Origin of the sequence: Sphingomonas sp. CL5.1 (assembly GCF_013344685.1) — a bacterium.
Classification (GTDB): Bacteria; Pseudomonadota; Alphaproteobacteria; order Sphingomonadales; family Sphingomonadaceae; genus Sphingomonas.
In genome coordinates this window covers 3,556,884-3,581,540 of record NZ_CP050137.1, presented here as the reverse complement: position 1 = coordinate 3,581,540, position 24,657 = coordinate 3,556,884, and the positions used below count along the sequence as shown (strand labels likewise).

Here is a 24,657-nt window from a genome sequence, read left to right as displayed (position 1 = left end):
GAGAGAATCTGCACCGATGCACCGCCGCGTTGGCGGCGAGCGCGCTTCCCCCGGCGCCGGGGCGGCAGCGCCGACATTCGATATCGGCGGCGCGCCCCGACCCGGAGGCGCACCGGATTTCGCGCCGGAAACATTGCCCGCACATGACGTCGCGCGCGGGCGAGGGTAAGCGGCCGTGCGCAATTCGACCGACCATCCCAACGCCGCCGACGCCGCCGACCCCTCAGCGCGCTTTGCGGCGGAGGCCGCGCGCTTCAGGGAGGTGTTGGCGACCGGCCGTTCCGCCGTCTTCCTGCGACTGTTCGATTTCCTTGTCGCCAGGTCCGGCGATGAGCGGGCGCCGAAGGAAGTCGAGGTCGCGCTCGCGATCTTCGGCAAGGACGGCGCGCGCGATGCGCTCCAGGACTCGGCGGTTCGCGTCTATATGCACCGCCTGCGAAAGCGGCTCGATGATTTCTATGCCGGCCGGGCGGGGCCGCGCCTCGAAATCCTCAAGGGCGAATATCGGCTGGTGCTCATCCCGCTCGACGATGCCCCCGAACCTGAAACGGGCTGGGCGTGGAGGCCCACCCCGCGCGTGCGCGCGGTCGGGCTTTGGCTGGGCGTGTTCGCGGCGATCCTGCTGCTGAACGGCGCGGCATGGTTTCTGCTGGCGCGGTCGGCTGCGCAGCCGCCGCCTGCCTCGGCCACGGATTCGGGGGCATTATGGCGCCCCATGCGAGGGGACCCGCCGCCGCTCATCGTGGTCGGCGACGCATATGTCCTGGCCGAGACGGACAATCAGCGGGACATCAGGCGCCTCGTCCTCGACCCGGCGATCCAGTCGCGCGATGCCCTGGGCGCCTATCTGAGGACGCATCCGACCGCGTTCCTCCGTTATTATGATCTCGATCTGCATTACGCGCCGATCGGTACCGCGATGGCCGCGTGGACGATCATCCCGATCGTCCGCGATCTGCATCCCGGCTCGCCCGAAGAGCCGCAACTGCGCTCGTCATCGCGGCTGACGACGCAGGATCTGGAGGCGGATGATATCGTCTATGTCGGCCAGCTCGCGAATCTGGGCCTTCTGGCGCCGCCGCTCGCCCGTGCCTCGGGCTTCCGGCTGGAGCCGGACGCACGCACGCTGCGCGACGTTTCGACCGGGACGGGCTACGCGCTCGACGTGGGTGCGGGCAGGGACGAGCCGTCCCGGCTCGACTATGGCTATATCGCGAGCTTTGCCGGCCCGTCGGGTCATCATGTCGTCCTGATCGCCGGCCTTGGCGATCTGGGGGTGCAGCGGATGGCCACCCTCGTCAAGGATCGCGCCGTGATGGACCGTCTCGTCGCGAGCGCCGGCCCGTCGTTCGAGGCGTTGTACGAGGTGCGGGCGATGGGCGGCGCCGTTCTGGACACCAGGCAAGTCGCCTTGCGTCCGCTCCATACCGCGATGATGTGGGATGACCGCTCGTTGGAAGGAAAGCCGCCGGGCTGACGGCTTCGAGGCAGAGGCGGGGTAGCCATCGCGGCGACCCGCCGGCATCGGGACGGAATTTTGCCCCGACGCTTGCATCGACCGCTCCGGTGATTTATTTTATGCATATAATAAATTTGGAGGGACGCGTCATGGCGACCGGGATTTACGACCAGTATCGCGAAGATATGGTGGGCCGCGCCAATGTCGCGGACACGGCGGAGCTCGTCGATTTCTATCGGGAGCTGGAGGCGCAGGGCGCGGGCGCGCTCTGGACGGTGGCGAACAAGATCGAGCCGTGGCAACCCGTGTCGGAATCGGTTCCGATGATCTGGCGCTACGATCACCTTCGCGATTACGTGATGCGGGCGCTTGAGCTTGTCACCCCGGAGCAGGCGGGGCGGCGGGTCGTCTATCTCGCCAATCCTGGCCGGCGCGACGTGACCGCCGCGGTCGGCTGGCTATATTCCGGCATCCAGGTGATGGGGCCGGGAGAAGTTGCGTCCAGCCACCGGCATTCGGCGTCGGCGCTGCGCTTCATCATGGAGGGCCAGGGCGCCTTCACCAATGTCGACGGCCACAAGATGACCCTTGGCCGAAACGACTTCGTCCTCACCCCCAACGGGACATGGCACGAGCATGGGGTCGCCGAGGACGGCACGATATGCACCTGGCAGGACGGCCTCGACATTCCCTTGATGAACGCGCTCGACGCCAATTTCTACGAGGTCCATCCCGATCTGCGGCAGGCCGTGGGCTTTCCGGTGGACGATTCGGTGGCCGCCTGGGGCGCCGCGGCGCTGAAACCGGCGGGCGAGACATGGTCGAAGCGCTATTCGCCGCTGCTGAAATATGAATGGGCACCGACCTACGAGGCGCTCGTCAAGTATAGCAAGGTTTCGGACGGCTCCCCGTTCGACGGCATTCACATGGAGTATATCAATCCCGCCACCGGCGGATCGCCGATGCTGACGATGGGCGCCTCGATGCAACTGCTCCGTCCCGGCGAGCATACGAAGGCGCATCGCGAAACTGGCTCCTTTGTCTATCAATGCGCCAAGGGATTTGGGTCTTCGATCATCGGCGGCCGGCGCTTCGACTGGAAGGAGCGCGATATCTTCGTGGTGCCGTCATGGATGTGGCACGAGCATGTCAACGGCTCGTCCAGCGACGACGCCTGCCTTTTCTCTTTCCATGACCTGCCGGTCATGCGCGCGCTGGGCTTGTATCGCTGCGAAGCGCTTGCCGACGGCGACGGTCATCAGCCTGTTCTGCCGCTTTAGATTTTTCCGCTGAAAGGATAAGGATGCGTCTCGTTACCTACCGTGCCTCGATCGAGGCAGAGGGTCGTCTTGGCGTGCTCGCGGGCGATCTCGTCGTGGACGTCGAATATTTCGGGGAACACTTCGATGTCGCGCTTCCGCGGCGCATGCTGGACTTCATAGATCTTGGCCCGACAGCCCTTCGCGCGCTCGACGGGCTGCTTCGGCAGGCCGATGGGCGGTGGCCCGTCGGCAGCGCGTTGCCGCTCGCGAATGTCACGCTCCTCGCGCCGATTCCGCGTCCCCGGAAGAATATCTTCGGCATCGGGCTCAACTATACCGAGCATGTCGCCGAAAGCGCGCAATCGCTCGACACCTCGCCCGACCTGCCGCGACAGCCCGTCATCTTTTCCAAGCCGCCGACGAGCGTGATCGGGCCGGATGCGCCGATCCTCCACGACCGGGCCATCACGCAACAGCTCGACTGGGAAGTCGAACTGGCCGCCGTCATCGGCACGAAGGCGAAGGGTGTCAGCCGTGACAGCGCGCTGTCCCATGTCTTCGGCTACACCGTGCTGATCGATATGAGCGCGCGCGACTGCCGCCGGGCGGGCCAGTGGATCTATTCGAAGGGGCAGGACAGCTTCGCCCCGATGGGGCCCGTCATTGTCACCGCCGACGAGATACCGGACCCGCAGACGCTCGACCTCTGGCTGACCGTCAATGGCGTGGAAAAGCAACGCAGCAATACCGCCTATATGCTGTTCAAGGTGGACGAACTGATTGCCGACATCAGCAAGGGCATCACGCTCGAGCCGGGGGACATCATCGCGACCGGCACCCCGGCGGGTGTCGGCGCGGGGCGGAATCCACAGGAATGGCTCTGGCCCGGCGACACGATCGTGGCCGGGATCGACGGGATCGGCGTGCTGCGGCATCCCGTGGTCTCGGCGGCCTGACACGAGGGCGCGGCGTGATCGCGTGATCGCGCCGCACACCCTCGCCTCGATCAGTCAGCTTGTCGAGCGACGGCCATCGCCTGGCCCGCAGGAGTCTGGTTTTGCCGCGCCGGGATCATGGTCATCGCCGGCATCCGGCGCCTCCAGTTCATGCCTGATCCGCTCCGCGATTTCGCGGGGCCAGGCGGTGGCGCGCTGACTCCCGAGGTCCATGCACACCAGCACCACAATGGCGCGCAGCCTGTCGCGCTCGCCGCCGCTGAACACGATTTCGAGCGTGCAACTGCTGCGGCCCACCGCGCGAGGCTTGATGGTGATCGTCAGACGGTCGCCGAGTTCACTCGGCGCGATGAACCGGACGTCGAGCTTGACCGTCGGAATCCCAAGATGATGATCGAGGTGCAAGGTCTTGAAATCGGTGCCGAGATGGTCCGCGAACCAGTCTTCGACGGCGCCGTTGAGCATCTCGAAATAGCGGGGATAAAAGACAATGCCTGCTGGATCGACGTGGGCGAAGCGCACCTGGGCATGGGTCGTGAACGGCATGGCGATCAGGTCTCGGATAGAGAGGATTTGAGTTCGGTCAGCGAGATCGGCGGCTTCGCCTGCCGATCGACCGGGAATCCCGGATCGCGGGGACTCTCCCCGGACATGCTGGGCGCGCCGCCCCATTCCCATATATAGTTTATGCATAAAATACATCGGGGGAAGCCGCAATAGCCCAGATCGCTAAATCACTGATCTTCTCGCATTCAATGGCGTGAGAAGGGTGAGCGCGCGGCTCATATCGCAACCATTCGGTCAGTCGCGTGATCCCGCCGCGTGCGGTCGCCGGGTCGTTCAACCGGATCGGGGATATGCTTCAGGCCGGGCGCCGGCATCCGCTGCTCGCTTGACGCCCGGCAGCCGCCGCCATAGCTGGCGAAGCTCGACACCCGAAGCCGGATGGCATTGCGAGAGAGAGCCGATGGCAGACGAACCCACGCGACATCCCTTGCTCGGAAGGTCGTCGCGGTCGCGCAGGCGGGAACTCCGCGTCTGGCTGTCCATGCTGTCCCTGCACGGGGAGATCTTCACCCGGCTCAATCGTGCCCTGTCGTCAGCCTGTGGCTTGTCGATCGCGAAATTCGACGTACTCGCCCAGCTCGACCGGTGCCCCGGAGGGATGACCCTCGGGCAATTGTCCCAGCGGCTGAAGGTCACGGGCGGCAACGTGTCGGGGCTTGTCCGGCGCCTTGTCGCGGATGGGCTGATAACCCGTGAAATGTCGAGCACCGACCGGCGCTCTTTCGTTGTCGATCTGACCAGCGCGGGCAAGACCGTTTTCGATCAGGCCTGCATCGTTCACCAGGCGGAGCTGGAAGCCTGCTTCAAGTCCATCCCGACGCGCGAACTCGATGCCGTTCTGCACGCGCTGGATCGACTGAACGGCATTCTTCCGGGCGGAAGATAGATTATGGCGAAGCGCGCGGGTCGCCCCCCTTCCACACAGGACGCGCTGGAGGATTACCTGCCCTATCTCGTCAACCGGCTCGCGAGCCTGGGGCAGGCCGTGCAGAACAAGCAACTGGCGGTCAACGGCGTCAATGTCGTCACGCTGCGGACCTTGTCGCTGTTGCACATCCAGGATGGGCGGACCGTCAATGAGATCGCCGCGCTGGCTTTCGCCGAGCAGTCGACAGCCAGCCGCGCGATCGACGCGATGGTGACGGCGGGCCTGGTCGAACGGCGGATATCCGAAAAGGATATGCGGCGTCGCGAGATCGTGTTGACGGAGAAGGGCCGTGAGGTGCTGCGCGCCTGCTGGCCCCTGATGGAAGACCATTATGCGAGGATCATGCGGGATGTCGCCCCGGCGGATCTCCAGGTCTGCCGCCGCGTGCTGGCGCGGATGATTGACAATATCCGGTGATCTCGGTCGCGGCGCCGGCCGCGATTCCGGGCGACTGGTCGAGGCCCGTGCCTTCAGGGCTTGCTCCGTCCGTCAATGGCCGGTCGGCGCGAGGGCGATCACGCGGAGCGGGCTTCCCGATCCCCCCTCGATCTTCAGGGGCGTCGCGATGATCACCGCGCCGAATATGGGCAATCGATCGAGATTGGTCAGGCACTGAAGCCCGAAGCGACCGTTGCCGTGCAAGATGGTGTGGGCCGGCAAGGGTTCGTCGAAATAAGCCGCCTGACCCGCGTCGGTGCCGACGGTTTCGACGCCAAGGCCGATGCAATCCCGCTCATGCACGAGAAACCGCATCGCCTCGGCGTCCGGCCCCGGAGAGTGCGCGCCATCGCTCCTGAGGTTGAGATACGCCTCGGTGCCGACCCGCTTGTGCCAATCCGTGCGCAGCAGAACCCAGTGGCGCGGCGGGATCGGCGCATGGCGTCTTTCCCAATCCTCCAGGAAGGCGCGGGTCACGATATGATCTTCATCGGCCTGGCTCTGCGCGCTGATGTCGATCACCACCGCCGGGTGAATGAAATCGCTCGCCGGGACGGTATCGACGGTTCCGTTGGGGACATCCTTGCCCGTGATCCAATGCGCCGGCGCATCGAAATGCGTGCCCGTATGTTCGTTCATGGATATGTTGTTCCAATACCAGGCAGGCCCGTTTCCGTCATATTTCGATACGGTTTCCATGCGAAACGGCTCGCACTGGCCGAATTCCGCCGGCAGGACGATGACGGGGAAATCCGGAGACAGCGTGTGGGTCAGATCGACCACCGCGATTTCGTTCGAGGCGATGCCCGCGAGCAGGTCGGGCAATGTCTGGCCGGCGGTCTTCAAGCGTTCGTCTCCCGTACATACAGGGCCGGATCGGCGAGCCAGCGCTGCATTGCCTCATGCGCGGCATCGCCGACGCAAAGCTCCTCCAGCCCCCTTTCGAGGGCCTCGATCAGCCCGCTCGCGACGCGGGCGGGCGCAAGCTTGGGAAGCGGCACCGATTGGTGGTCCTCATCGTCGGTCGGACCGACGAAGAGATTGATCACCCGCACGCCGGCAGGACGCATTTCGCGCCGGAAGCTTTGCAGAAGCGAGAGGCGGGCCGCCTCGCCGGCGGCGAAGCCGGCAAACCCGGCGTCACCCGCCAGCGCGGAAATGGAAAGGATGTCGACGAACGCGCCGGACGGGCGGGTCTTCAGCAGCGGCGCCGAAGCCTGGGCGAGACGAAGCAGGCCAAGCATGCCGACATCGAGCGCGCGCTTCTGATCGACGAGGTTGCCGGTGGAGACGCCGCAGGCCCGCACGAAGCGGGCGGTGTTGACGACGATATCGAGCGGCCCCCCGATATTCGCCAGACATCGGGTGACCGATCGGCCATCGGTCAGGTCGAGCGGGACGGTCCGCACGTCATCGATCGTATCCAGACCGGCCTCGGGTCCCCCGGCCCGCGCGGGCTGCGGCACGCCGGCGACGATCATCCCCGCGCCGGCCTTCCTGAGCGCATGCACGACCGCAAGCCCGATCGCGCTTCGTGCGTCGCTCACGAGAACGGACCGGCCTTCGATCGGGGGGACGAATTCGCGCCATTGCGGATCGGCCATGTTCGACGGACTCCCGGGAGGAACAGCGAAGAGGGCGGCGTTACCGGCCCGGTCCAGAACCAGATGCACATCCGCCCGGTCGCCGATCGCGAGCGCGTGGTGAAAATGCGCCAGCGCCACCGGGCCGGCGTCGAGGCGGATCTTGCCCATCCGCCAGGGCAGATGGTCGCGGAAATAAAGGTCGGCGGAAACCCGGATGGTGGTTTGCGAAACGATCGTCGCGCCGCGCGGCTGATCCTCCCAGACGAGCGTGCCCCAGCAACGCGGGCAGGTGTCGCGCGGCGGATAGGTCACCTGCCGGCAGTCCGCGCATCTCTGGAGGACGAAGCGCCCCGTGGCGGCGCGCGCGGACATGGCATCCATGGCGCGGCTGCGGATGGTGGGGGGGACATGGCGTTCGCGCCGCCTGGCGACAGGATCGCGATGTTCCCGGCGAGGCGGCAATGTCATCGACAGGACTCCAGAAGCGCCGCCGCGGAACATACCCCGCGATCGTAGTTGACCAGGCCGAAGCCCGAAACCATCGCGATGCGCGCATCCGGAACCTGGGCGCCGAGCGGCACGCCGAGAATCTGGCGCAAGCCTTCGGTCATATTCTGGAAGCCACCCGCCGCCCCGGCCTGCCCTGCCGACAGCTGCCCGCCGTTGGTGTTCAGGGGAAGATCGCCCTCGATCGTGAACGTCGTGCCGCGGATGAAATCCGCGACGCGCCCTTTCGGGCAGAAGCCGAGGTCCTCCATCTGCATCGCCACGATCACCGGATAATCGTCATACACTTGCAGCGCGTCGACATCCGACGGCGCGATGCCGGCGCCCGACCAGAGGCGGTCGACATCCATCGCCCAGCCGCCGCGAAGCTGCGCCTCGTCATCGGGATAGGCATTGTGGCGCTCTATCGCGGCCATGATCCGCGCCGAGGGAAGCCCGAGGTCGCGCGCGATCTCCGGCGTCGTCACGATATAGGCCTCCGCGCCCGCGCACGGCATGACGCAGTCGTAGAGATGGACGGGATCGCAGATCGCCCGCGCGCAAAGATAGTCGTCGAGCGTCAGCGGCGCGCGCTGCAACGCCAGGGGATTGCTGAGCGCATTGTGTCGCTGGGCGACGCACAGCTTGCCGAAATCGGCCCGCGTGACGCCGTAGGTTCGCATATATTGCTCGGTGATGAGCGCGAATGTCGCATTGGGGCCGCCGAAACCATAAGGATAGACCGCGTCCTGCGAGAAACGCGAAAAGGCCGCCAGCAATCGCCGGTGGCTGTCTGGCTGGTTGGTGTCCGCCGCGACACAGGCGACGATCTCGGCATCGCCGCACTGTACGGCGCGACCGGCGCGCCGCAAGGCCATCACGCCGCTGGCCCCGCCGGTCGGGATATGATCCAGCCAGCGCGGCGACAGTCCGAGATGCTGGATCATGCCGACCGCCGTGTCCGGGGCGGATGAGAAACTGGCGAAGCAGAAGCCATCGAAATCGGCCGGCCCAAGCCCGGTCGCGTCCGCGAGCGCGCGCATCGCCTTGCCCGCCCACCAATGTGTCGTTTCGGACGAGTAGCGCGTATAGGGCACCGTCACCGGGGCGCATATCGCGACCTCGTCATAGGCGAGCGCATTCCGCATCAGAGGTGGCGCTTCTTCCAGGCGCGCAGGTCGAAGAACTCGCCCCGGCCCATCATCTCCGCGACCTGCGTCTTCAGCGCGGCACGCAGGATCTTCGCCGTCGCCGTCAGGGGAAGCGCGTCGACGAAGGCGATCCAGCCCGGCGCCTTGTAATAGGCCATCTGATCGAGCGCCCACCGCATGATCTGCTCGGCCGCCTCCTGATCCTGCTTGTCACCGCTGGCCACGATCAGCGCCGCGACCTCGTCGCCGCGCAGCGGGTCAGGCGTCGCCGCCACCGCGACCTGTCGGATCAGCGGATGCCTGGCGAGGATCGTCTCCACCTCGACCGCGGCGATATTTTCACCGGAACGGCGGATGACGTTCTTCTTGCGATCCACGAAATGAAGATCGCCGTCCGCGTCCTGGCGGACGATGTCACCGGTATGAAACCACCCGCCGTCCCATGCCTCCGCCGTGGCGGCCTCGTTCTTCAGATACTCCCTGAAGAAGCCGTAGCGCGGATCGGGGCCGCTCCGCCGGACCAGCAACTCGCCGGGGTTCGTCGGGGCGACATCCCGGCCCGCATCGTCGACGATCCTGATCTCCACGTCGGGGCCCGGTCGCCCGAAACAGCTGGTTCCGACCTTGCGCGGCTCGTGACTGGCGCAGATCACACCGCCGCTCCCCGTCTCGGTCATCGCCCATGCCTCGATCAGCGGAAAGCCGAATCGTGCCTCGAACGGCTCGTGCAACTCGGTCGCCACGCCCGCGCCGAAGCCGAAGCGCACCCGATGGTTCCGATCCTCGTCGCTTGGGGGCGCCTTCATCAACATGGACGGCATGACCCCGAGATAGTGGAGGCAGGTCGCCTCGCTGCGACGAACCGAATCCCACCAGGTGCCCGGATGGAAGCGGTCGAGGATCGTCAGGCATCCCCCCACCGTAATCATCGCGAGGACGGATACGGCCATAGCGTTCATATGGAATACGGGCAGGGGGGTCAGCATCCGCTCGCTCCCCGGCTGCAATTGCACCGCTCCGCCGACGTCGCGATACCAGTTGCCCGAATGCAGGAAATATTCGTTCGAGAGCACACACCCCTTGGGATTCCCGGTGGTGCCGGAGGTATAGAGCAACGCGGCCTCGGTCGCGCTATCGGGAACGGCGTCGGCTTTCGCCGGTGAGGCGGGCGCCTCGATCCGCTCGCCCGGCACGATCGCCTGCATGGCCTGGCCGGCATTATGGGCCGCGCGCAGCAGCTCATCGCGCCTGTCCGGAAGGACGAACGCCGCGTCCATCCCGGAATGGCCGATGATATATTCGAGTTCGCTGAGCCGAAGGTCCGGATTGATCGGCACGACGGAGGCGCCCAGACTATTGAGGGCGAACCAGATCTCAAAATATATCGGCCGGTTCTGAAGCAGCAGCCCGACCCGGTGCCCGACGCCGAAACCCGCTTCACGCAGGCGATGTCGCCAGTTCTCGACGCGATCGAGCATGACGCGATAGGGGATCTCGCCCGCATCGATCTGATAGATGCCGGCGGTCTCGGGAAGAACATTCAGGAATGCGTGCCCCGGAGAATGGCCGGCGGTCTCCGCGAACCGGGAATAGACTGTTTCGGTGCGCACAATCCCTCACCTGATCTTACTTGCGTGATGTTATTGATAGCCTGCGTCATGCGATCGAGACCGCCAGCGCTCCGGCATGGCCTGACCGGGCTAGTTGCCCCCGGCCTCGAATCTCCGGCCGATCGTCGCTCCCGACATGCAGATACATATATTCATATGTCAAGCGATCTGGGGGCGGGGCGTGGGGTAACGAGCCGGTCAGGCCATGCCAGCGGGCCAGCGCAAGGGCATTGGCGTCCGTGGCGAGCAGGTATTTCCCGATCAGGCTGGAGCGGCAGGGCAACGCTGGATTTCTTTTAATTATCTATAAAACAAGTATTTTATTTACATCCGTAACGGTTTCGCAACTGTAATGCCCCGTCGTAACACCCCGCCCGCTGCTAAAGTTCATGCGCAATCTGGACGGCTCCTGGGACGTCTCGACGCTCTCGCGATGGTCGATATCGCGCACCGCCGCTGGAGGGTGTGACGATCGGCTGTGCCGCGCACGCGCGCATGCTGCTGCGCGGAGGGCGGCGAGGTTCGGGACGGGGAAGGGGGCCGTGGCCGCCGCGCCGGCCATGAAGACGGTATGGAATTGGAGTTGGATGATGAGAGTGTTCGGGAAGTGGGCGTTGGTGGCGTTTTTCAGTTTGGCGGGGGCGGTTTCCCCGGCCGCGGCGCACCACTCGTTCGCAATGTTCGATCAAACGAAGATATCGCATCTGGACGGCGTGACGGTGAAACAGTTCAACTGGACGAACCCGCACACCTACGTCGTCGTCGAGGGCAAGGATGGGAGCGGCACCACGAGCTATACGCTCGAATGCAGCAGCACCAACATGATGAGCCAGTCGGGCTGGAAATTCAACACGATCAAGGTCGGCGACAAGGTGACGGTCGACTTCTACCCGCTGCGCAGCGGCAAGCCCGGCGGCATGCTCAAAACGGTCACTCTCTCTAATGGGAAGACCCTAAAGGCATGGTAATCGTCGGCGTCCTGCGCAGTGCGGAGACATGCCGCGCGATGATGGACGAGGCGCCGAAAGCATCAACAATCGCATGTTCGCCTGACAGGCGGGCAATCCTCGACGCGTGCCCGGCATCGGGCAGGCCGTCGGGGCGCGATCTCCGAGACCGCTCAGGAGGTTATTAATGACCAGCACGAAAATCTACGTCGGCATGGCCGTCGCTCTGGCGACGGTCGTGGCGCCCGCTTCGAACGCCAAGACGGCGGTGCGAGCCAAGGTGCCGAACATCATGGGTGTCTACGAGATTTATCCGGACCCTTTCGCGGGTGACGCCAATACGTTCAAGGAACTGCCGGTGCCGGGCGGCGGCCCCAAGCTGCGGGAGCCTTATGCGTCGCAATGGAAGGCGAAGCGGGCGGAGCGTGACGCGAAGCTGAAGGCGGGCACCCCGTTGGTCGATCCAAGTACGCAATGCCTGCCCGAGGGCATGCCGATGATCATGGGCGCGATCTTTCCGCTCCAGATCCTCCAGACCCCCGGACAGGTCACGGTCCTGGCTGAATTTCTCACCCAGACGCGCCGTATCTATCTGAATGTTCCGATGCCCAAGCCCGATGACAATGCCCCGTCCTATTATGGTTTCTCCACGGGTCATTGGGAGGGCGACACGCTCGTGGTCACGACCAAGGGCGTGAAGGAGGATGTCCAGTTTTTCGAGATTCCTCACAGTGATGAGATGACGATCAAGGAACGGATCCGATCTCCCAAGCCTGGCTATCTCGAGGACGCGATCGAAATCGACGACCCCAAGATGCTGCTCGCGCCGTATCGCTTCACTTTCGGGTACAAGCGCAACGATCATTACAGGATCATGGAATATTACTGCAATCGCGAAGATCCCCTGCTCAACTTCAACAAGGACGGCACCGTCACGATGAAAACGGACCAGAAGGCGGACGACAAGAAGCCCGACGACAAAAAATAATCAGGATGCGGGGTCCGATCGCTTTCGCGCGGCTGGGCTTTCGGTTTGTAATGACGAGACTGGCGTCGGGTATCTGCCGGTAACGGTTTGGGCGGCTTGTAACGCCGTTATGCAACGCTTTGGGCTGAGGTTATATTATAGGTTTAAAATATCTTGCATTGCTCCGTTAGTTTCGGCAGGAAGAGTGGGCTGAGAATATGTGATCCGTCAGCCACGATTCGCTGCTGAAAAGAGCAGGTCAAATTTTGATAATTTGTAACGGCGTTTTTGAAAAGCGGCCGACAGTAACGTTGTGGCATGATGGGCGACATAGATCGGCGAAAGCCGACGATCATGCTTGTTATGACTAGTGATATGGCCGGGTAATTTTGGGGAGTTCGAGATGGTGAAAGGTGGATATAAGGCGATTAACGCCCGGCGTGTGGCGATCACTGCCGCAGTGAGCACGATCGCTTTGCTGAGTTGTGCCGCCCACGCTCAGGTCGCCGCGACGGCTGCGTCGGCCGCCGCCGGATCATCCGGCGCGCCGGCGCCGGAGGCGAGCGACGAGCGCCCGACAGGAGAGATTGTCGTCACCGCGACGCGACATGCGGAAACGTTGAGCAAGGTTCCGCTCAGCATCGTGGCGACGGATCAGAAGGCGCTCGATGACCGCGGCGTGAAATCCTTCGCCGATCTCGCGAAGCTGACGCCGAGCGTTACCTTCGGGCAGAGCGCGCTAGCCTATGGCACCGGCCAGACGAATATCGCCATTCGCGGCGTCACGACGGTCAGCGGCGTGCCGACGACCGGTGTCTATATCGACGACACACCTGTGCAGACGCGCAATGGCGGCAGCCCCAGCCTGACGAATCCCTATCCCCAGATCTTCGATCTTGATCGTGTCGAGGTGCTGCGCGGGCCGCAGGGGACCTTGTTCGGGACCGGTTCGATGGGCGGCGCGATCCGCTTCATCACGCCGGAGCCCAGCTACAGGGACGTGAGCATTTATGGCCGGTCGGAGGTCAGCACGACCGATCATGGCGCGGCCAGCTACGAAGCGGGCGTCGCCGCGGGTGTGCCGATCGTCGAAGACAAGCTCGGTATCCGTATCAGCGTCTGGCATCGGCACGACGGAGGCTATATCGACCGGCTCGATCGCGTCACCAAGCAGTTGATCAAGCGTGACATCAACGATCAGGACAGCACCAATGCGCGCATCGCGCTGGGCTGGAAGCCGACCGATACCGTCACCATCGAACCGTCGCTCTATTATCAGGAGACCAGCTACGGCGACGCCGATCTGTACGAGCTGGCGACTTCCCACGGCAGCGATCTCAAGACCAGCATATCGCGACTTCCGCAAACCCATTGGGACAGGTTTTTTCTGCCGGCATTGAAGATGTCGTTTGATTTCGGCGGTGTGTCGCTGATCTCCAATACCTCCTATTTCACGCGGAAAACAACGACGGTATCGGACGACAGCACGCTCAGCCTGGCGACGTTCAGCGGCTATAACTATAACGTCCCGGCCGCGTTGAATAACTATCTCGCCTATACCGACAACAAAACCTCGCAGAACACCTTCACGCAGGAAATCCGCCTGCAGAGCCTCAATGCGAACGGCCGGTTCACCTGGGTCGTGGGCGGCTTTTTCACGAGCGGAAAGACCAATGACGAATATGGCGGGGCCGATCCGGACCTGCTCGACAATCTCAATTTCGGCCTGGGACTGGCCGGCGAGCCGCCGGCCGCCTCTGTCACGGACGTGCTCGGCTTCCCCTTGTACCAGGGGAAATACAGCAATTTCGTGCAAACCCATTACAAGGACGTGCAGAAATCGGTTTTCGCCCAGGGCGACTTCAAGCTTCTTCCGCGCCTCAAGCTCACCGCCGGGGTGCGCTACACTTCCGCCGATCTGACCTATGACAGCTTCTATGCCGGCCCGATTTACGGCACCGACGGCTCTCTGGTCGCTCATGCGAAACCGAAGAGCAACCAGGTCACGCCCAAATTTGGCCTGGCCTATCAAGCCGATACCAACAATCTCTTCTATGCGAACATCGCCAAGGGAGCGCGCGCGGGGCTGGTCGCTCCCCCTGTCGGCAATGGATGCGCGGCGGACGGCGCGAATCTGGGCTTCGATCCGTTGCAGCCACGCGCGATCAAGCCGGATTCGCTCTGGAGCTATGAGATCGGCACCAAGAACCGCCTGTTCGGCGGGCGGGTCACCACGGATATCTCGGCGTACCATATCGACTGGAACAATATCCAGTCGACCCTCTTCCTGCCGATCTGCACACTGCCCACCACCTTCAATCTCGGAAAGGCCAAGATCGATGGCTTCGATGCCGCGATATCGGTGAAGCCGATCCGGGGCCTCACGGTTGGCGCGTCGGTATCCTATACGAATGCGCGATATTCCGAATCCCAGCCTAACGGCTACGACAAGGGAGAGCCGCTCGGCGTGCCGCCCTGGTCGGTCCATCTCGAGGGGGAATATGATTTCAGCGTGGATACGCGGGAATATTATCTCCGGTCGGATTTCAGCTATACCAGCCACGACAATCGGCCGCTCGATCTGACATCGCCGCTGGTCGATCCGAACTTGCCGCGAGCGCCTGCGACCTCGCTTCTGAACCTGCGTGCGGGCATGCGGCTTTCCGGAGTTGATGTGAGCATATTCGCTAATAACGTGACCAATTCGGAGCCCGTGCTCAGCCTCGGCCACGATACCGTGCAATCGCAGGTGTTCCGCTCGACGACGTTCCGCCCGCGGACCATCGGGCTGACCGTGACCTATCGCCACTGAGGACGGCAACTACCGATCGTCCGGTTTCCATGTCCGGGGGTCTTGATGGCCCCCGGATTTTTCTTGTTTGGCGGAACAGCGCCATTGCCGGGTTCGTGGAAACCCGGGCGCCAGCTCAATGCTGCGCGTTACCGGCGCCTTCATACTCGTCGCCGGGGAAGCGCTGGCTGGCCTTGGTCGTATCCCAGATCCCGTGCCAGCGAACCGGCCGTTCGATGAGAAGCCGGCCGCTCAGGTTGAGGTTGCCCATGGTGCGGACCTGATAGAGAGCTTCGAAGCCGGTCAGGCTGATCGGAGCGGGCAGGTTGAGCTCCCTAAGCTTCGCGGGGTCGCTCGCGACCTCGGCCATCTGCAGCAGGCCCGAATCGCGCGTGCCCGCGATGACGACGATGCGATTGCCCGAGGGGCCGGGGATGCTGGCGATATAGCCGAAATCCCGACGCGGTATATGCTCGTCCGACATGACCACGCCGTCTGACATATAGTGGCGGTTCGTGGCGCGGTCGATCAGTTCGTCATATGTCTTGCCGACCTTGAAGCCGGATGCCTGAAACACGGGATTCCGCAACAAGGGCCCCAGGCCGCTCAACAGCCCGACGTAGATCACGTCCGACGACTTCAGGATTTCCGGGGTAAGCTGTGCCACGGGCAAGACGCTTGCGCGCGCGCCGCCGGAGCCGCCACGCAGGCTCCGCACCGTTTCGAACAATCCGCCCAGGGCGAATACGGTGCTGGATGGAACGAAGCGGAGATCGCGGTCGGTGTACCGGCCTACCTCGCCCGGAGCGCGCATGAGAAAGATGTCGAGATCCTGTCTCGAGTTGATCGCGGGGTCCAGGATGAAGCGCGGTGCCGCCGCCGGAGCGTTCGGCGATCCCGATGAGTCCGCGAACGTATAATAATCGCCCAGAACGATGACGATCGGACGCGAGTCGTGCGCGATCGAGCGCCAGAGGCGCGTTCCGGCGACCGTCTGCATCGTGCCTTCCGGCGCGAAAGGCCGAATGAGCCACCACGCGGCCAGATTGGCCATCACCAGTAATGCAAGAGCCGCCCATATCAGCGCTCGGGGGCGATAAGACCTGGGCGCGGGAGAGTCAGGCTCGGCTTCAGGAGCGTCCGGGGATATCGGCTGGTCGTCATTGACGACGATCCGATACTCGCCCTTCGGAATTTGCAACCTTGGCGGTGGTCGGTCGGCATAGATCTGGTCGAGCGTCTTGCGCAGTCGATGGATATAGACCCGCACGGTCGCGTCTTGCGAAACGTCGAGCGTCCGGCCGCTCGAAAACACTTCATCGGCGATGTCCATCTCGGAGGGGGATTGCCCCTCGATGGTGCGCGCCAGCAGATATTCGAAGAGGCGCAGGAGCTTGTCGGAACGCTTCGAACCAAGCGCCGCCCGGACGATCTCCGCTTCGGACGTCAAAATCCGGATAGTGCTTCCACCGGAATTTTCGGCTCCGCCGGACGGCGCCCCGGAAGCTGGGTCGGTTTCTGTAACGCTCGTCATAATGTTACGTAACACGAACAAAGATGTCCCGCACGGGGGAGCTGCTGCGCATGGCGGGCGGGGGCAGGCGCCGATAATCCTCCAAAGGTAAGCGCCGCCGCCGGATTTTTCCCATGGCCAGCGGGATGGGTGGAAGATCGAGAAGTATGACTTGCATCCGCACGCCAGCGACCAGCGACCTCGCGCTCAGTTCACGGCCGGCGCCGTCCACGCCTCGACGGGGCTTACGTCCAGGCTTCCGATCTTGCCGGTGGGCGTGTAGCCGATCCTGATCTCGACGACGGCATCATCATAGCGGGCGCGGAAGCGTCGCACCTGATCGGTGCCGATCTCGCTTTGGCCGAACAACGCGATTTCTCGCGGTGGGCCGAGCGGTGAAAGCTGCGCGCGATAGTCCGCCATCATGTCGGTGAAATCCTGTTTCGATACAAAGGCGAAATCGGCATAGGGCGCGCGGCCCGCCGCGATGTTCAGCAGAAGGGCGCGGATGCGATCCGTGTCGCCCGGATTCGCCCCCGCGACCGGGGTCGCCGGACCGGCGGCAAGCTCCGGGACAACCAGGCCGGCGATATGGCGCGCCATGGCGTCCGGATCGCCGCCGTCGTCATTCTCGAAGATGGCGACCGTCAGGTCATCGCCGAGGTAGCGCACGACGAAGGTCTTGAAGCCCTGCCAGCTTCCCGAATGCCACCACATCTCCCGTCCCGCGTTCGTTCCCAGGAACCAGCCGAAACCATAGGGATAGGTCCGGGCGTCCGGCAGCGTCGCGGGTTGGCGGATCAAGGCCCAGCTCTCGGGCTTGAGAAGCCGCTGGCCGACGATGCCCGCCTCCCAGCGCGCATAATCGAGCACCGACAGGTACAGCGAGCCATCGGCGGTCGAGTTGGCGGTGGGCGAGACCCAGTCGGCGTTGCGCAGCGTCGTGCCGCTCAGCTCGTAGCCGGCCGCCCGATTGGGGATGATGGCGCGTTCGTCGATCGCCCGCGCGGTGCGCATGCCGAGCGGATCGAACACCCGCTTGCGAAGCAGGTCCGCGTAGAAATCGCCGCTGACCCGCCGGATGATGAAGCCCAGCACGATATAGTCGCTGTAGCTGAACCGCCAGCGCGCGCCCGCCGGGAAGTTCAGATCCTGCTTGTAGATGATCGCAAGCAACTGGTCGTCGGTATAGTCGGTGCGGAATTCCCCATTGGGCGTGGCCGGCAGGCCCGACGTATGATTGAGCAGGTTGCGGATCGTGATCGGCGCCCAGCTTCGGGGCGCTTGCGGCAGATAGGCGCGGATGGAGGTGTCGAGACCGAGCTTGCCGTCCTCGACGAGCAGCATCGCCGCAACGGCGGTGAATTGCATGCCGATCGCGCCGCTCTTGAACAAGGTATCGGGATGGACGGGGACGCTATGCTCGATATTGGCGTAGCCATAGCCCTGGGCGCGCACGAGTTGCCCGTGCCGCATGATCGCGAGCGCCAGCCCCGGCACATGATGCCGTGTCATCTCCGCCTGAACATAATCGTCGACCGGATCGGCCATGACCGTCGCGGGGATGGCGCCGGCGACGAGGGCGGCCAGCATGCCGGCCTTTCCGAGAGCCGGCATCATGCGAACCCCCTCGCGGGTCGCCCCTCCGGCGGAGGCGGAAGGCGGGCGGTTGCGTTCGGCATGGCGGCCGTGTCGCACATGGGCGCGGGGCGTCCGGATTGCTCCTGCGTCATGCGCGCCATCACGATCCCCTCCCGTAATCATTGCTCACGGAGGCGGTGAATCTCGATCCTCCTTCCCGAAAACCTAGCATCGCATGGAGATAAATTGCAACGAGTGATCTATATAAAGATGGATTGTTTTGAAAAGGCAACAATATGTGCTTGGTTGCCGTGATCGCCGCAAGCCTTCGCTGAGCAAAGGAAGCGGCCGGCGCCGGCCCGCGCCGATCGCTCGGCGCCGACACCTGAGATCGAGGGAGCCGGACGTCGATATCCCGGAAAATACGGGTGACGATCCTATCGCGTGAGCTTGCCGCTCATCATCCCGGCGGACGCCGGGTCGCGCGCGGCATCAGGCTTTCCAATCATGGGGAAACAGGCGCCGCAAGGCATCGACCTTCGGCCGGTCATTGATGACAATATAAGGGAAATCCGGGTTTTTCGCCATGAAATCCTGATGATAGGCTTCGGCCGCGAAAAAGCCGTGCTGCGTTTCGAGCTTCGTCGCGATGGGCCGGGCAAAGACATGCGCCGCGCTGAGCTGTGCGATATAGTCGCGCGCGACCGACGCCTGGGCCGGGGTGAGCGGGAACAGCGCGGTGCGATATTGCGGGCCTCTGTCCGGCCCCTGGCGATTCACCTCCGTCGGGTCCGCCACGACGGAAAAGTAGATTCGCAGCAGATCGGCATAATTGACCAGGCGCGGATTGAACACGACCCGAACCGACTCCGCATGTCCCGTGGTGCCCGTCGAGACGGTTTCATAGCGGGCCGTTGCGGCTTTGCCGCCGGCATAGCCGGATGTCGCCGACAGGACGCCCCGGACATGCGAGAACACCCCCTGAACCCCCCAGAAGCACCCTCCGGCGAAAATCGCGGTCTCGCGATCGGTGGAAACCGGCTCGCGGTGCAGCGCGGCGGGAACGGCGACGGCACCGCCGGAAGCGGAGACGGCCGTGCCGACCGGGGACAGAAGCATGAAACTCGCCAGCAAATGCCAAGGAATCATTTTACGAGGCATCTCGAATCTCCTATAATGCCTGCGTTTCACGAGACTTTCGGGTGGACGATTGTTTACACCCGCCCGAGCCGCGGCCGAAGCTTATTCGGAAGAGATTCGAAAATGCTCCTCAATCGTGATTGGCTCAACCGGCGCAATTTCGCGATATCGGGCCTGAACTGGCTTGGCGGGATATGCCTTGCCTCGCTGATATCGCCGATCCCCGCGAATGCGCTATCGTCGAAGGGCTGGGAACTGTCCGACGCGGAATGGCGGAAACGCCTCAGCCCCAGGGCTTACGCGGTGTTGCGGCGGGCGGCGACGGAGGCGCCCTTTTCCAGTCCGCTCAACAAGGAGCATCGCAAGGGCGTGTTTTCCTGCGCGGGCTGCGATCTGCCGCTTTTCGCCTCCGCGACGAAATTCGACAGCGGTACCGGATGGCCGAGCTTCTATGACCATCTGCCGGGGGCGATAGCGGAGCGCGCGGACAAGAGTCTCCCGGAAGAGCGGACCGAGGTGCATTGCGGGCGATGCGGTGGGCATCTGGGGCATGTGTTCCACGACGGACCCAGGCCGACCGGCTTGCGATATTGCATGAACGGCGTTGCGCTGACCTTTCATCCCGCCTGACCGCCTTTCGCCGGATCGAGCGCGGCTCTCTCGTGCCAATTTATTATATGCCTAAAATATCTTGTCAGGTCCGGTGGATCTGGGGCAAGGAGAACGGGTCTGGAGGATCGCCCGAAATGCTGACCATGCCTCGTTTCAAGGCCGCGGCCGTGCAGGCGGCTCCGGCCTTCCTCGATCCCGTTGCCACCGTCGACAAGGCGGCGTCGCTCATTCGCGAGGCGGCGGGGAATGGCGCCGGGCTGGTGGCGTTCCCCGAAGTGTTCGTGGCCGGCTATCCCTATTGGAGCTGGATCACCGACCCCATCGCCGCCAGCCCGTGGTTCGAGAAATTGATCCGCGCCTCCATCCTCGTGCCCGGCCCCGAAATCGATGTGGTGTGCGCCGCCGCGAGGGAAGCGGGGGTGCATGTCGTGATCGGGGTGAACGAGCGCAGCCCGGTGTCGTTCGGCACGCTCTACAATACGCTCGTGTTCATCGGGCCTGACGGACAGATATTGGGCAAGCACCGCAAGCTGGTGCCGACCTGGGCCGAGAAGATGACCTGGGCGCAGGGCGACGGATCCACGCTGAAGGTCTATGACACGCCGCTCGGGCCGCTTGGCGGTCTGGCATGCGGCGAAAACACCAACACGCTGGCGCGCTTCGCGCTTCTCGCGCAGGGCGAGCTGGTGCATGTGGCGAGCTATATCGCGCTCCCCGTCGCGCCCCCGGACTATGATATGGCCGACGCGATCAGGGTGCGCGCCGCGGCGCATTGCTTTGAAGGCAAGCTGTTCACGATCGTATCCTGCTCCACCGTGTCGGACGAAATCATCCGCGCGATGGAAACGCTCGTGCCCGACGCGCGCGCGCGCCTCGAGCGCCGCAACAGCGCGTTTTCGGGCATTGTCGGACCGGACGGCCGGACGGTCGGCGCGCCCCTGATCGACGATGAAGGCATCGTCTATGCGGAGATCGACCTGGCCCGCTGCATCCAGCCCAAGCAGATGCACGATATCATCGGCCACTATAATCGCTTCGATGTCTTCGACCTGCGCGTCAACGCGCGGCCGCTCCAGCCGGTCCGGATCGAAACCGATCCGGCGGTGGATGACGATGCGGACATGGGCGGGCCCGCCCGCGACCCTTCACGATCCTGACCCTGTTTCTTCCGCCGCGAATATTCGACCGGAGATATCAATGAGCGCGCGTACTTATCGCATCGGACAGATTGTCCCTTCTTCGAACACGACCATGGAAACCGAGATTCCCGCGATGCTGCGCGCGCGGGAAGCCGTATTGCCCGATCGCTTCACCTTTCACTCCAGCCGGATGCGCATGAAAAAAGTGGTGAAGGAGGAATTGGAGGCGATGGATCGCGATAGCGATCGCTGCGCTGTCGAGCTTTCCGACGCACGGGTCGATGTGCTGGGATATGCATGTCTGGTGGCCATCATGAGCATGGGGCCGGGATATCATCGCGAGTCCGAGAAGCGGCTGCACGCGCGGACGGTCGACAACGGTGCTCCCGCTCCCGTCGTAACCAGCGCGGGCGCGCTCGTCGACGGGCTGAAGCGCATGGGAGCCAGGACCGTCTCGGTCATTTGCCCATATATGAAGCCCCTGACCCGGCTCGTCGTCGATTACATCGAGAACGAGGGCATAACGGTGCGCGATTTCACGGCGCTCGAGATACCGGACAATCTGGAGGTCGGCCGCCACGATCCGCAGCGTCTGCTCGAGATTTATAAATCGGTGGATCGAACCGGGATCGATGTCTTCGTCGCCTCGGCGTGCGTCCAGATGCCTTCCCTGCCGGTCATCCAGCGCCTTGAGGACAGCATCGGCATTCCGGTGGTTTCGGCGGCGGTCTGCACGACGCACCAGATGCTCGACCGTCTGGGGCTGGAACGCCGGGTTCCGGACGCCGGCGCGCTGCTGAGCGGTCGCTATTGATTAGCTGGCCGATGTGATCCGATGCATTCGGGCATGGCGGGCGTTTATTCCAATCGGACTTTGATACCGCGACCGGGCCAGGGTGTTCGCGGCGCGGCCAGGCATTTTGCCGAAAGGATCGGCTGCCGCCGCGTTTTCGGGGCGGGCGGCCGATATTGTCGTCATATTCGTCCCGATGGACCGGGATCGCGATCAGATGCTCGCGATACCGGACGCTTCGTCATGATGCCGAGCGCGAGGCGTCATCGATGATGAATCGCCATCCGCCATCCGGTTGCTTTTGAACGACCTCGATGCCGCCACCGGCCAGTTCATATTTCCCGTCGACGGATTTCCCCAATTTAAGCGTCCAATGATTGGTGGTCAGCGAGATATCTCCATAGACGATATGCTTCCGGTCATGGATATCGATCCGGGGCTTGAGCGCGAACATGCCTTCGAAGTCCGCGCGGACGCCCGCCTTGCCGATGAGCAGCTTGCCGTCCGGATTGATGTAGCTGACGCGCGGCATGTAAAGATCGACCATCGCCTCGATGTCCGCGTCATTGAACCGCTTCTGCCAGGCGTCGTACAGCATATCGAGATCGACGACAGGCGCCACGGCGGGGCGGGCGGCGAACGAGCGCGCCGCCGACATTGTCGCGCCGGCTGCCGCCAGTCCTCCCATCATCATCATCCGAAGAAGCGTGGAGCGGGTGTAGCCGGCCTGCGGGCCTGCATCCGCGCGGAGGGCGGGATCATCGCCGGGCAGGGCGCGCCGGATTGATCCTGAGAGAGATGTTATCATAGCCGCTACGCCGATCATGAAATCGATAAGACCGGCGATGATAGCTGGGTGAACAGCAGTTGTGCTATTTCATCTTAGGCCGCTTTCCATGCGGTCCCGGCCAGGCGGATTGATCATTTGGGCCTTGATGACGAGGGAACAGAATTACAGGATGGCGTGATCTGCGGCTCGCTCTGGCGAGCGACGGGAAGGCCTGAGCCGGGCGGCATAGACGCCGCTCGGCAGATCGGCCGGGATGCGCCAATTGAAGTCGGTTCCCAGCTCGCGTCCTCGAGATCGTCGTAGTGGAAATGGATCGCGTCGTAGTGGTCCGGGGCGTCGCGAAAATGCTGCGCGCGACCGTCCCAATGGGGCCGGTTATCCCGCGCGTGGGATGATTGACGATGACGGCTTCGCGGCCCCCGACCGCTTCCGGAACATGGGCGCCGAACGGCACGGCGCCGAATTGCCAGTGCGTTAGCAGCCGCCTGCCGGGGGCGCCGAGCCTGTCGCGCACGCAAGTCAGCGCATCCCGGTTGAACGCCCCTTCATAGACGCGCGGGTCGGCAGGCACAGCCGCGTGATCTCGAATATGTCGTCCCCACGCGGAACGCCGTGGGCGCGGAGGTCGGCGAACAAGGTGTCGAGAAGGTGCGGCTGCGACGAGGGCAACAGCCGCATCGAGCCTTGATGGAAACCATCCGCGATATAGGTCGCCGCGGGGTTGTCGTAGGCGTCGATCTCGTAGCGATCCTCGACGACCGGCACGTCCCACCCGAGCAGGTCGACGAACAGTAATTTGCGGTCCTCGAACATCGATGCGAGCGCGCGTGCGTGCGTCCGGTAGTCGCGGCCGTTGATGATACGGATCATGCTCCCTCTCCTGCTGGATGCGTGTGCATCCGAAGGGAGCAGGCGGGCGGGATTCGCTCGATACGGGAATATTTCCTCATAGACCGGTGTCGAGCTGGGTGAAGCGCGCCATCGACCACGGCGCGGATGATGAGTTGTTCGCGATTGGGGACGCGGTAGCGTTTGCGCGCGTCGGCGAGATAGTGGGTGACGGTCTTGTAGCTCAGGCCGAGTTCGCCCGCGATGGCGAGGTCCTTGAGGCCGCGTCCCGCGAGCAGGGTGCATTCGAGCTGCCGCGGGCCGAGGATCGGCGGCGGCGGGATCGCCCCAAGCTTGCCCGAGGCGATCTGGCGCGCTGCCTCGAACCCGAACAGGCCGACAAGCTGTCCGACGAAGAAATTGCGTTCGAGGCAGTCCGCGTTGAACTGTCCGATTCAGCTTCAACGAAATGAACCAGACGGGTGAGAGGCGGGTGATGCCCGCCTCTCCCGTCTCTCAACCGCGTGCAGGCACCTGAGCCGGGGGCTGCCCGGCAGGGACGGCGGGCGCTTGAGCCGGCGCTGGTGTCGTACTCCCAGGCGGTGGCGGTGGCGGTGGCGCACCGGCTCCCGTTGGCGGCGGCGGGGGCGGCGGCGGAGCACCGGGTCCGCCCGGCGGCGGCGGCGGGGGCGGGGGCGCGCCGGCTCCCGGCGGCGGTGGAGGGGCGACGTCCTGCACGCCGCCCGAGGCGTCGACCAGATAGCGGGCGTGAAGCTGGCCATCGTCGAATCGCCCCTGGACCACGATCGGATCGGCCGGGTGGAGCGAACTGGCGGCTGCGGGGCCGGCATCGACCAGCGCGCGGCCGGTGGCATCCTGGACAATGAAGCGGTCGCCATAGATTTCGGTGACGCGACCGCGCACCGACACCACACCCCGAGCGTCGGCGAGCCTCGCGATCGCTGTCGGCACGGTCGGCGCCATCTCGATGGAGGGCCGCGTCAGCGCCATCGCACCGGCGCCGCCCGCCGCGCCCAGCACCAGCAGTGCTCCGGCGCCGAGGCCGATCCGCTGCCCACGGCTGACATGGGGAATCCAATTCATACTCATCTC

The 24,657-nt window shown here is 64.1% G+C and carries 23 protein-coding genes; 11 read left to right on the top strand and 12 right to left on the bottom strand.

Features of this window, described 5'->3' with window-relative positions:
* Positions 1-175 precede the first annotated feature (175 nt).
* From F9288_RS17225 to F9288_RS17215, 3 genes are all read left to right on the top strand, one after another.
* Positions 176-1,477, top strand: a complete 1,302-nt coding sequence (locus tag F9288_RS17225) for a hypothetical protein (protein WP_174837917.1) — start codon at positions 176-178, stop codon at positions 1,475-1,477.
* Positions 1,478-1,608: 131 nt separating this feature from the next.
* Positions 1,609-2,739, top strand: coding sequence for a cupin domain-containing protein (locus F9288_RS17220; RefSeq protein ID WP_174837916.1), 1,131 nt, complete (start codon positions 1,609-1,611; stop codon positions 2,737-2,739).
* Positions 2,740-2,762: 23 nt separating this feature from the next.
* A complete protein-coding gene (locus tag F9288_RS17215; protein ID WP_174837915.1) occupies positions 2,763-3,677 on the top strand; it encodes a fumarylacetoacetate hydrolase family protein in 915 nt (304 codons plus the stop codon).
* A 54-nt stretch (positions 3,678-3,731) separates the two neighbouring features.
* Here F9288_RS17215 and F9288_RS17210 read toward each other — a convergent pair whose 3' ends face one another.
* Positions 3,732-4,223: a thioesterase family protein gene (locus tag F9288_RS17210; protein WP_174837914.1), complete on the bottom strand. Its 492-nt coding sequence runs from the start codon at positions 4,221-4,223 to the stop codon at positions 3,732-3,734.
* Between the two features lie 421 nt (positions 4,224-4,644).
* Here F9288_RS17210 and F9288_RS17205 point away from each other — a divergent pair, with 421 nt between their 5' ends.
* A complete protein-coding gene (locus F9288_RS17205; protein WP_174837913.1) occupies positions 4,645-5,130 on the top strand; it encodes a MarR family winged helix-turn-helix transcriptional regulator in 486 nt (161 codons plus the stop codon).
* A gap of 3 nt (positions 5,131-5,133) precedes the next feature.
* Entirely contained in the window at positions 5,134-5,589 is a 456-nt protein-coding gene (locus F9288_RS17200; RefSeq protein ID WP_174837912.1) for a MarR family winged helix-turn-helix transcriptional regulator, read from the top strand.
* Between the two features lie 72 nt (positions 5,590-5,661).
* On the opposite strand, the gene F9288_RS17195 is transcribed toward F9288_RS17200, so the two are convergent.
* From F9288_RS17195 to F9288_RS17180, 4 genes are read right to left on the bottom strand one after another with little or no spacing between them, the layout of a single operon-like run.
* Positions 5,662-6,456 (bottom strand): cyclase family protein, encoded by a 795-nt coding sequence (locus F9288_RS17195; protein WP_174837911.1) that lies wholly within the window; start codon positions 6,454-6,456, stop codon positions 5,662-5,664.
* Positions 6,453-7,664, bottom strand: coding sequence for an SDR family NAD(P)-dependent oxidoreductase (locus F9288_RS17190; protein ID WP_174837910.1), 1,212 nt, complete (start codon positions 7,662-7,664; stop codon positions 6,453-6,455). The genes F9288_RS17195 and F9288_RS17190 overlap by 4 nt, the downstream gene beginning before the upstream one ends.
* On the bottom strand, positions 7,661-8,830 hold the full coding sequence (locus F9288_RS17185) for a thiolase family protein (RefSeq protein WP_174837909.1): 1,170 nt from the start codon (positions 8,828-8,830) through the stop codon (positions 7,661-7,663). Before F9288_RS17185 ends, F9288_RS17190 begins: the two co-directional genes overlap by 4 nt.
* Positions 8,830-10,443 carry an AMP-binding protein gene (locus F9288_RS17180; protein WP_174837908.1) on the bottom strand — a complete coding sequence of 538 codons (1,614 nt, stop codon included), beginning with the start codon at positions 10,441-10,443 and terminating at the stop codon, positions 8,830-8,832. The genes F9288_RS17185 and F9288_RS17180 overlap by 1 nt, the downstream gene beginning before the upstream one ends.
* A 542-nt stretch (positions 10,444-10,985) precedes the next feature.
* Here F9288_RS17180 and F9288_RS17175 point away from each other — a divergent pair.
* The 3 genes from F9288_RS17175 to F9288_RS17165 all read left to right on the top strand — a co-directional run bounded on the left by F9288_RS17175 (position 10,986) and on the right by F9288_RS17165 (position 15,169).
* Positions 10,986-11,411 (top strand): DUF6152 family protein, encoded by a 426-nt coding sequence (locus F9288_RS17175; protein WP_174837907.1) that lies wholly within the window; start codon positions 10,986-10,988, stop codon positions 11,409-11,411.
* 166 nt (positions 11,412-11,577) lie between these two features.
* Positions 11,578-12,378 carry a hypothetical protein gene (locus F9288_RS17170; RefSeq protein ID WP_174837906.1) on the top strand — a complete coding sequence of 267 codons (801 nt, stop codon included), beginning with the start codon at positions 11,578-11,580 and terminating at the stop codon, positions 12,376-12,378.
* 349 nt (positions 12,379-12,727) lie between these two features.
* The gene (locus F9288_RS17165) at positions 12,728-15,169 is read left to right on the top strand and encodes a TonB-dependent receptor (RefSeq protein WP_174837905.1); all 2,442 of its coding nucleotides are present in this window, start codon (positions 12,728-12,730) and stop codon (positions 15,167-15,169) included.
* 115 nt (positions 15,170-15,284) lie between these two features.
* Here the strand turns inward: F9288_RS17165 and F9288_RS17160 are convergent, their stop codons facing one another.
* The 3 genes from F9288_RS17160 to msrA all read right to left on the bottom strand — a co-directional run bounded on the left by F9288_RS17160 (position 15,285) and on the right by msrA (position 19,376).
* Positions 15,285-16,598, bottom strand: coding sequence for a helix-turn-helix domain-containing protein (locus F9288_RS17160; protein WP_174837904.1), 1,314 nt, complete (start codon positions 16,596-16,598; stop codon positions 15,285-15,287).
* Positions 16,599-16,868: 270 nt separating this feature from the next.
* Entirely contained in the window at positions 16,869-18,281 is a 1,413-nt protein-coding gene (locus tag F9288_RS17155; RefSeq protein WP_174837903.1) for a serine hydrolase, read from the bottom strand.
* 453 nt (positions 18,282-18,734) lie between these two features.
* Positions 18,735-19,376, bottom strand: coding sequence for a peptide-methionine (S)-S-oxide reductase MsrA (msrA, locus tag F9288_RS17150; protein ID WP_254620925.1), 642 nt, complete (start codon positions 19,374-19,376; stop codon positions 18,735-18,737).
* 129 nt (positions 19,377-19,505) lie between these two features.
* Between msrA and msrB the strand changes: the two genes are divergently transcribed.
* The 3 genes from msrB (at position 19,506) to F9288_RS17135 (ending at position 21,947) form a co-directional block, all read left to right on the top strand.
* Complete coding sequence (msrB, locus tag F9288_RS17145) at positions 19,506-20,012, top strand: peptide-methionine (R)-S-oxide reductase MsrB (protein ID WP_174837901.1); 507 nt, start codon at positions 19,506-19,508, stop codon at positions 20,010-20,012.
* A 116-nt stretch (positions 20,013-20,128) separates the two neighbouring features.
* The gene (locus F9288_RS17140) at positions 20,129-21,151 is read left to right on the top strand and encodes a carbon-nitrogen hydrolase family protein (RefSeq protein ID WP_174837900.1); all 1,023 of its coding nucleotides are present in this window, start codon (positions 20,129-20,131) and stop codon (positions 21,149-21,151) included.
* Positions 21,102-21,947: an Asp/Glu racemase gene (locus tag F9288_RS17135; protein ID WP_302675301.1), complete on the top strand. Its 846-nt coding sequence runs from the start codon at positions 21,102-21,104 to the stop codon at positions 21,945-21,947. Before F9288_RS17140 ends, F9288_RS17135 begins: the two co-directional genes overlap by 50 nt.
* A 220-nt stretch (positions 21,948-22,167) precedes the next feature.
* Here F9288_RS17135 and F9288_RS17130 read toward each other — a convergent pair whose 3' ends face one another.
* The 4 genes from F9288_RS17130 to F9288_RS21950 all read right to left on the bottom strand — a co-directional run bounded on the left by F9288_RS17130 (position 22,168) and on the right by F9288_RS21950 (position 24,654).
* Positions 22,168-22,752, bottom strand: a complete 585-nt coding sequence (locus F9288_RS17130) for a DUF4440 domain-containing protein (RefSeq protein ID WP_174837899.1) — start codon at positions 22,750-22,752, stop codon at positions 22,168-22,170.
* Positions 22,753-23,235: 483 nt separating this feature from the next.
* Positions 23,236-23,586, bottom strand: a complete 351-nt coding sequence (locus tag F9288_RS17125; RefSeq protein WP_174837898.1) for an acyl-homoserine-lactone synthase — start codon at positions 23,584-23,586, stop codon at positions 23,236-23,238.
* Positions 23,583-23,843, bottom strand: a complete 261-nt coding sequence (locus tag F9288_RS22405; RefSeq protein WP_368076238.1) for a LuxR C-terminal-related transcriptional regulator — start codon at positions 23,841-23,843, stop codon at positions 23,583-23,585. Before F9288_RS22405 ends, F9288_RS17125 begins: the two co-directional genes overlap by 4 nt.
* Positions 23,844-24,060: 217 nt before the next feature.
* The gene (locus tag F9288_RS21950) at positions 24,061-24,654 is read right to left on the bottom strand and encodes a hypothetical protein (protein WP_217482549.1); all 594 of its coding nucleotides are present in this window, start codon (positions 24,652-24,654) and stop codon (positions 24,061-24,063) included.
* Positions 24,655-24,657: the final 3 nt, after the last annotated feature.

What these genes read in the sequence shown, in the direction of transcription:
- F9288_RS17130 (WP_174837899.1), bottom strand. Translation starts at nt 22,752, where the DNA reads ATGATCGGCGTAGCGGCTATGATAACATCTCTCTCAGGATCAATCCGG.
- F9288_RS17125 (WP_174837898.1), bottom strand. Translation starts at nt 23,586, where the DNA reads ATGATCCGTATCATCAACGGCCGCGACTACCGGACGCACGCACGCGCG.
- F9288_RS17200 (WP_174837912.1), top strand. Translation starts at nt 5,134, where the DNA reads ATGGCGAAGCGCGCGGGTCGCCCCCCTTCCACACAGGACGCGCTGGAG.
- F9288_RS17190 (WP_174837910.1), bottom strand. Translation starts at nt 7,664, where the DNA reads ATGACATTGCCGCCTCGCCGGGAACATCGCGATCCTGTCGCCAGGCGG.
- F9288_RS17210 (WP_174837914.1), bottom strand. Translation starts at nt 4,223, where the DNA reads ATGCCGTTCACGACCCATGCCCAGGTGCGCTTCGCCCACGTCGATCCA.
- F9288_RS17215 (WP_174837915.1), top strand. Translation starts at nt 2,763, where the DNA reads ATGCGTCTCGTTACCTACCGTGCCTCGATCGAGGCAGAGGGTCGTCTT.
- F9288_RS17170 (WP_174837906.1), top strand. Translation starts at nt 11,578, where the DNA reads ATGACCAGCACGAAAATCTACGTCGGCATGGCCGTCGCTCTGGCGACG.
- F9288_RS17155 (WP_174837903.1), bottom strand. Translation starts at nt 18,281, where the DNA reads ATGATGCCGGCTCTCGGAAAGGCCGGCATGCTGGCCGCCCTCGTCGCC.
- F9288_RS17185 (WP_174837909.1), bottom strand. Translation starts at nt 8,830, where the DNA reads ATGCGGAATGCGCTCGCCTATGACGAGGTCGCGATATGCGCCCCGGTG.
- F9288_RS17135 (WP_302675301.1), top strand. Translation starts at nt 21,102, where the DNA reads ATGACGATGCGGACATGGGCGGGCCCGCCCGCGACCCTTCACGATCCT.
- F9288_RS17220 (WP_174837916.1), top strand. Translation starts at nt 1,609, where the DNA reads ATGGCGACCGGGATTTACGACCAGTATCGCGAAGATATGGTGGGCCGC.
- F9288_RS21950 (WP_217482549.1), bottom strand. Translation starts at nt 24,654, where the DNA reads ATGAGTATGAATTGGATTCCCCATGTCAGCCGTGGGCAGCGGATCGGC.
- F9288_RS17140 (WP_174837900.1), top strand. Translation starts at nt 20,129, where the DNA reads ATGCTGACCATGCCTCGTTTCAAGGCCGCGGCCGTGCAGGCGGCTCCG.
- F9288_RS17205 (WP_174837913.1), top strand. Translation starts at nt 4,645, where the DNA reads ATGGCAGACGAACCCACGCGACATCCCTTGCTCGGAAGGTCGTCGCGG.
- msrB (WP_174837901.1), top strand. Translation starts at nt 19,506, where the DNA reads ATGCTCCTCAATCGTGATTGGCTCAACCGGCGCAATTTCGCGATATCG.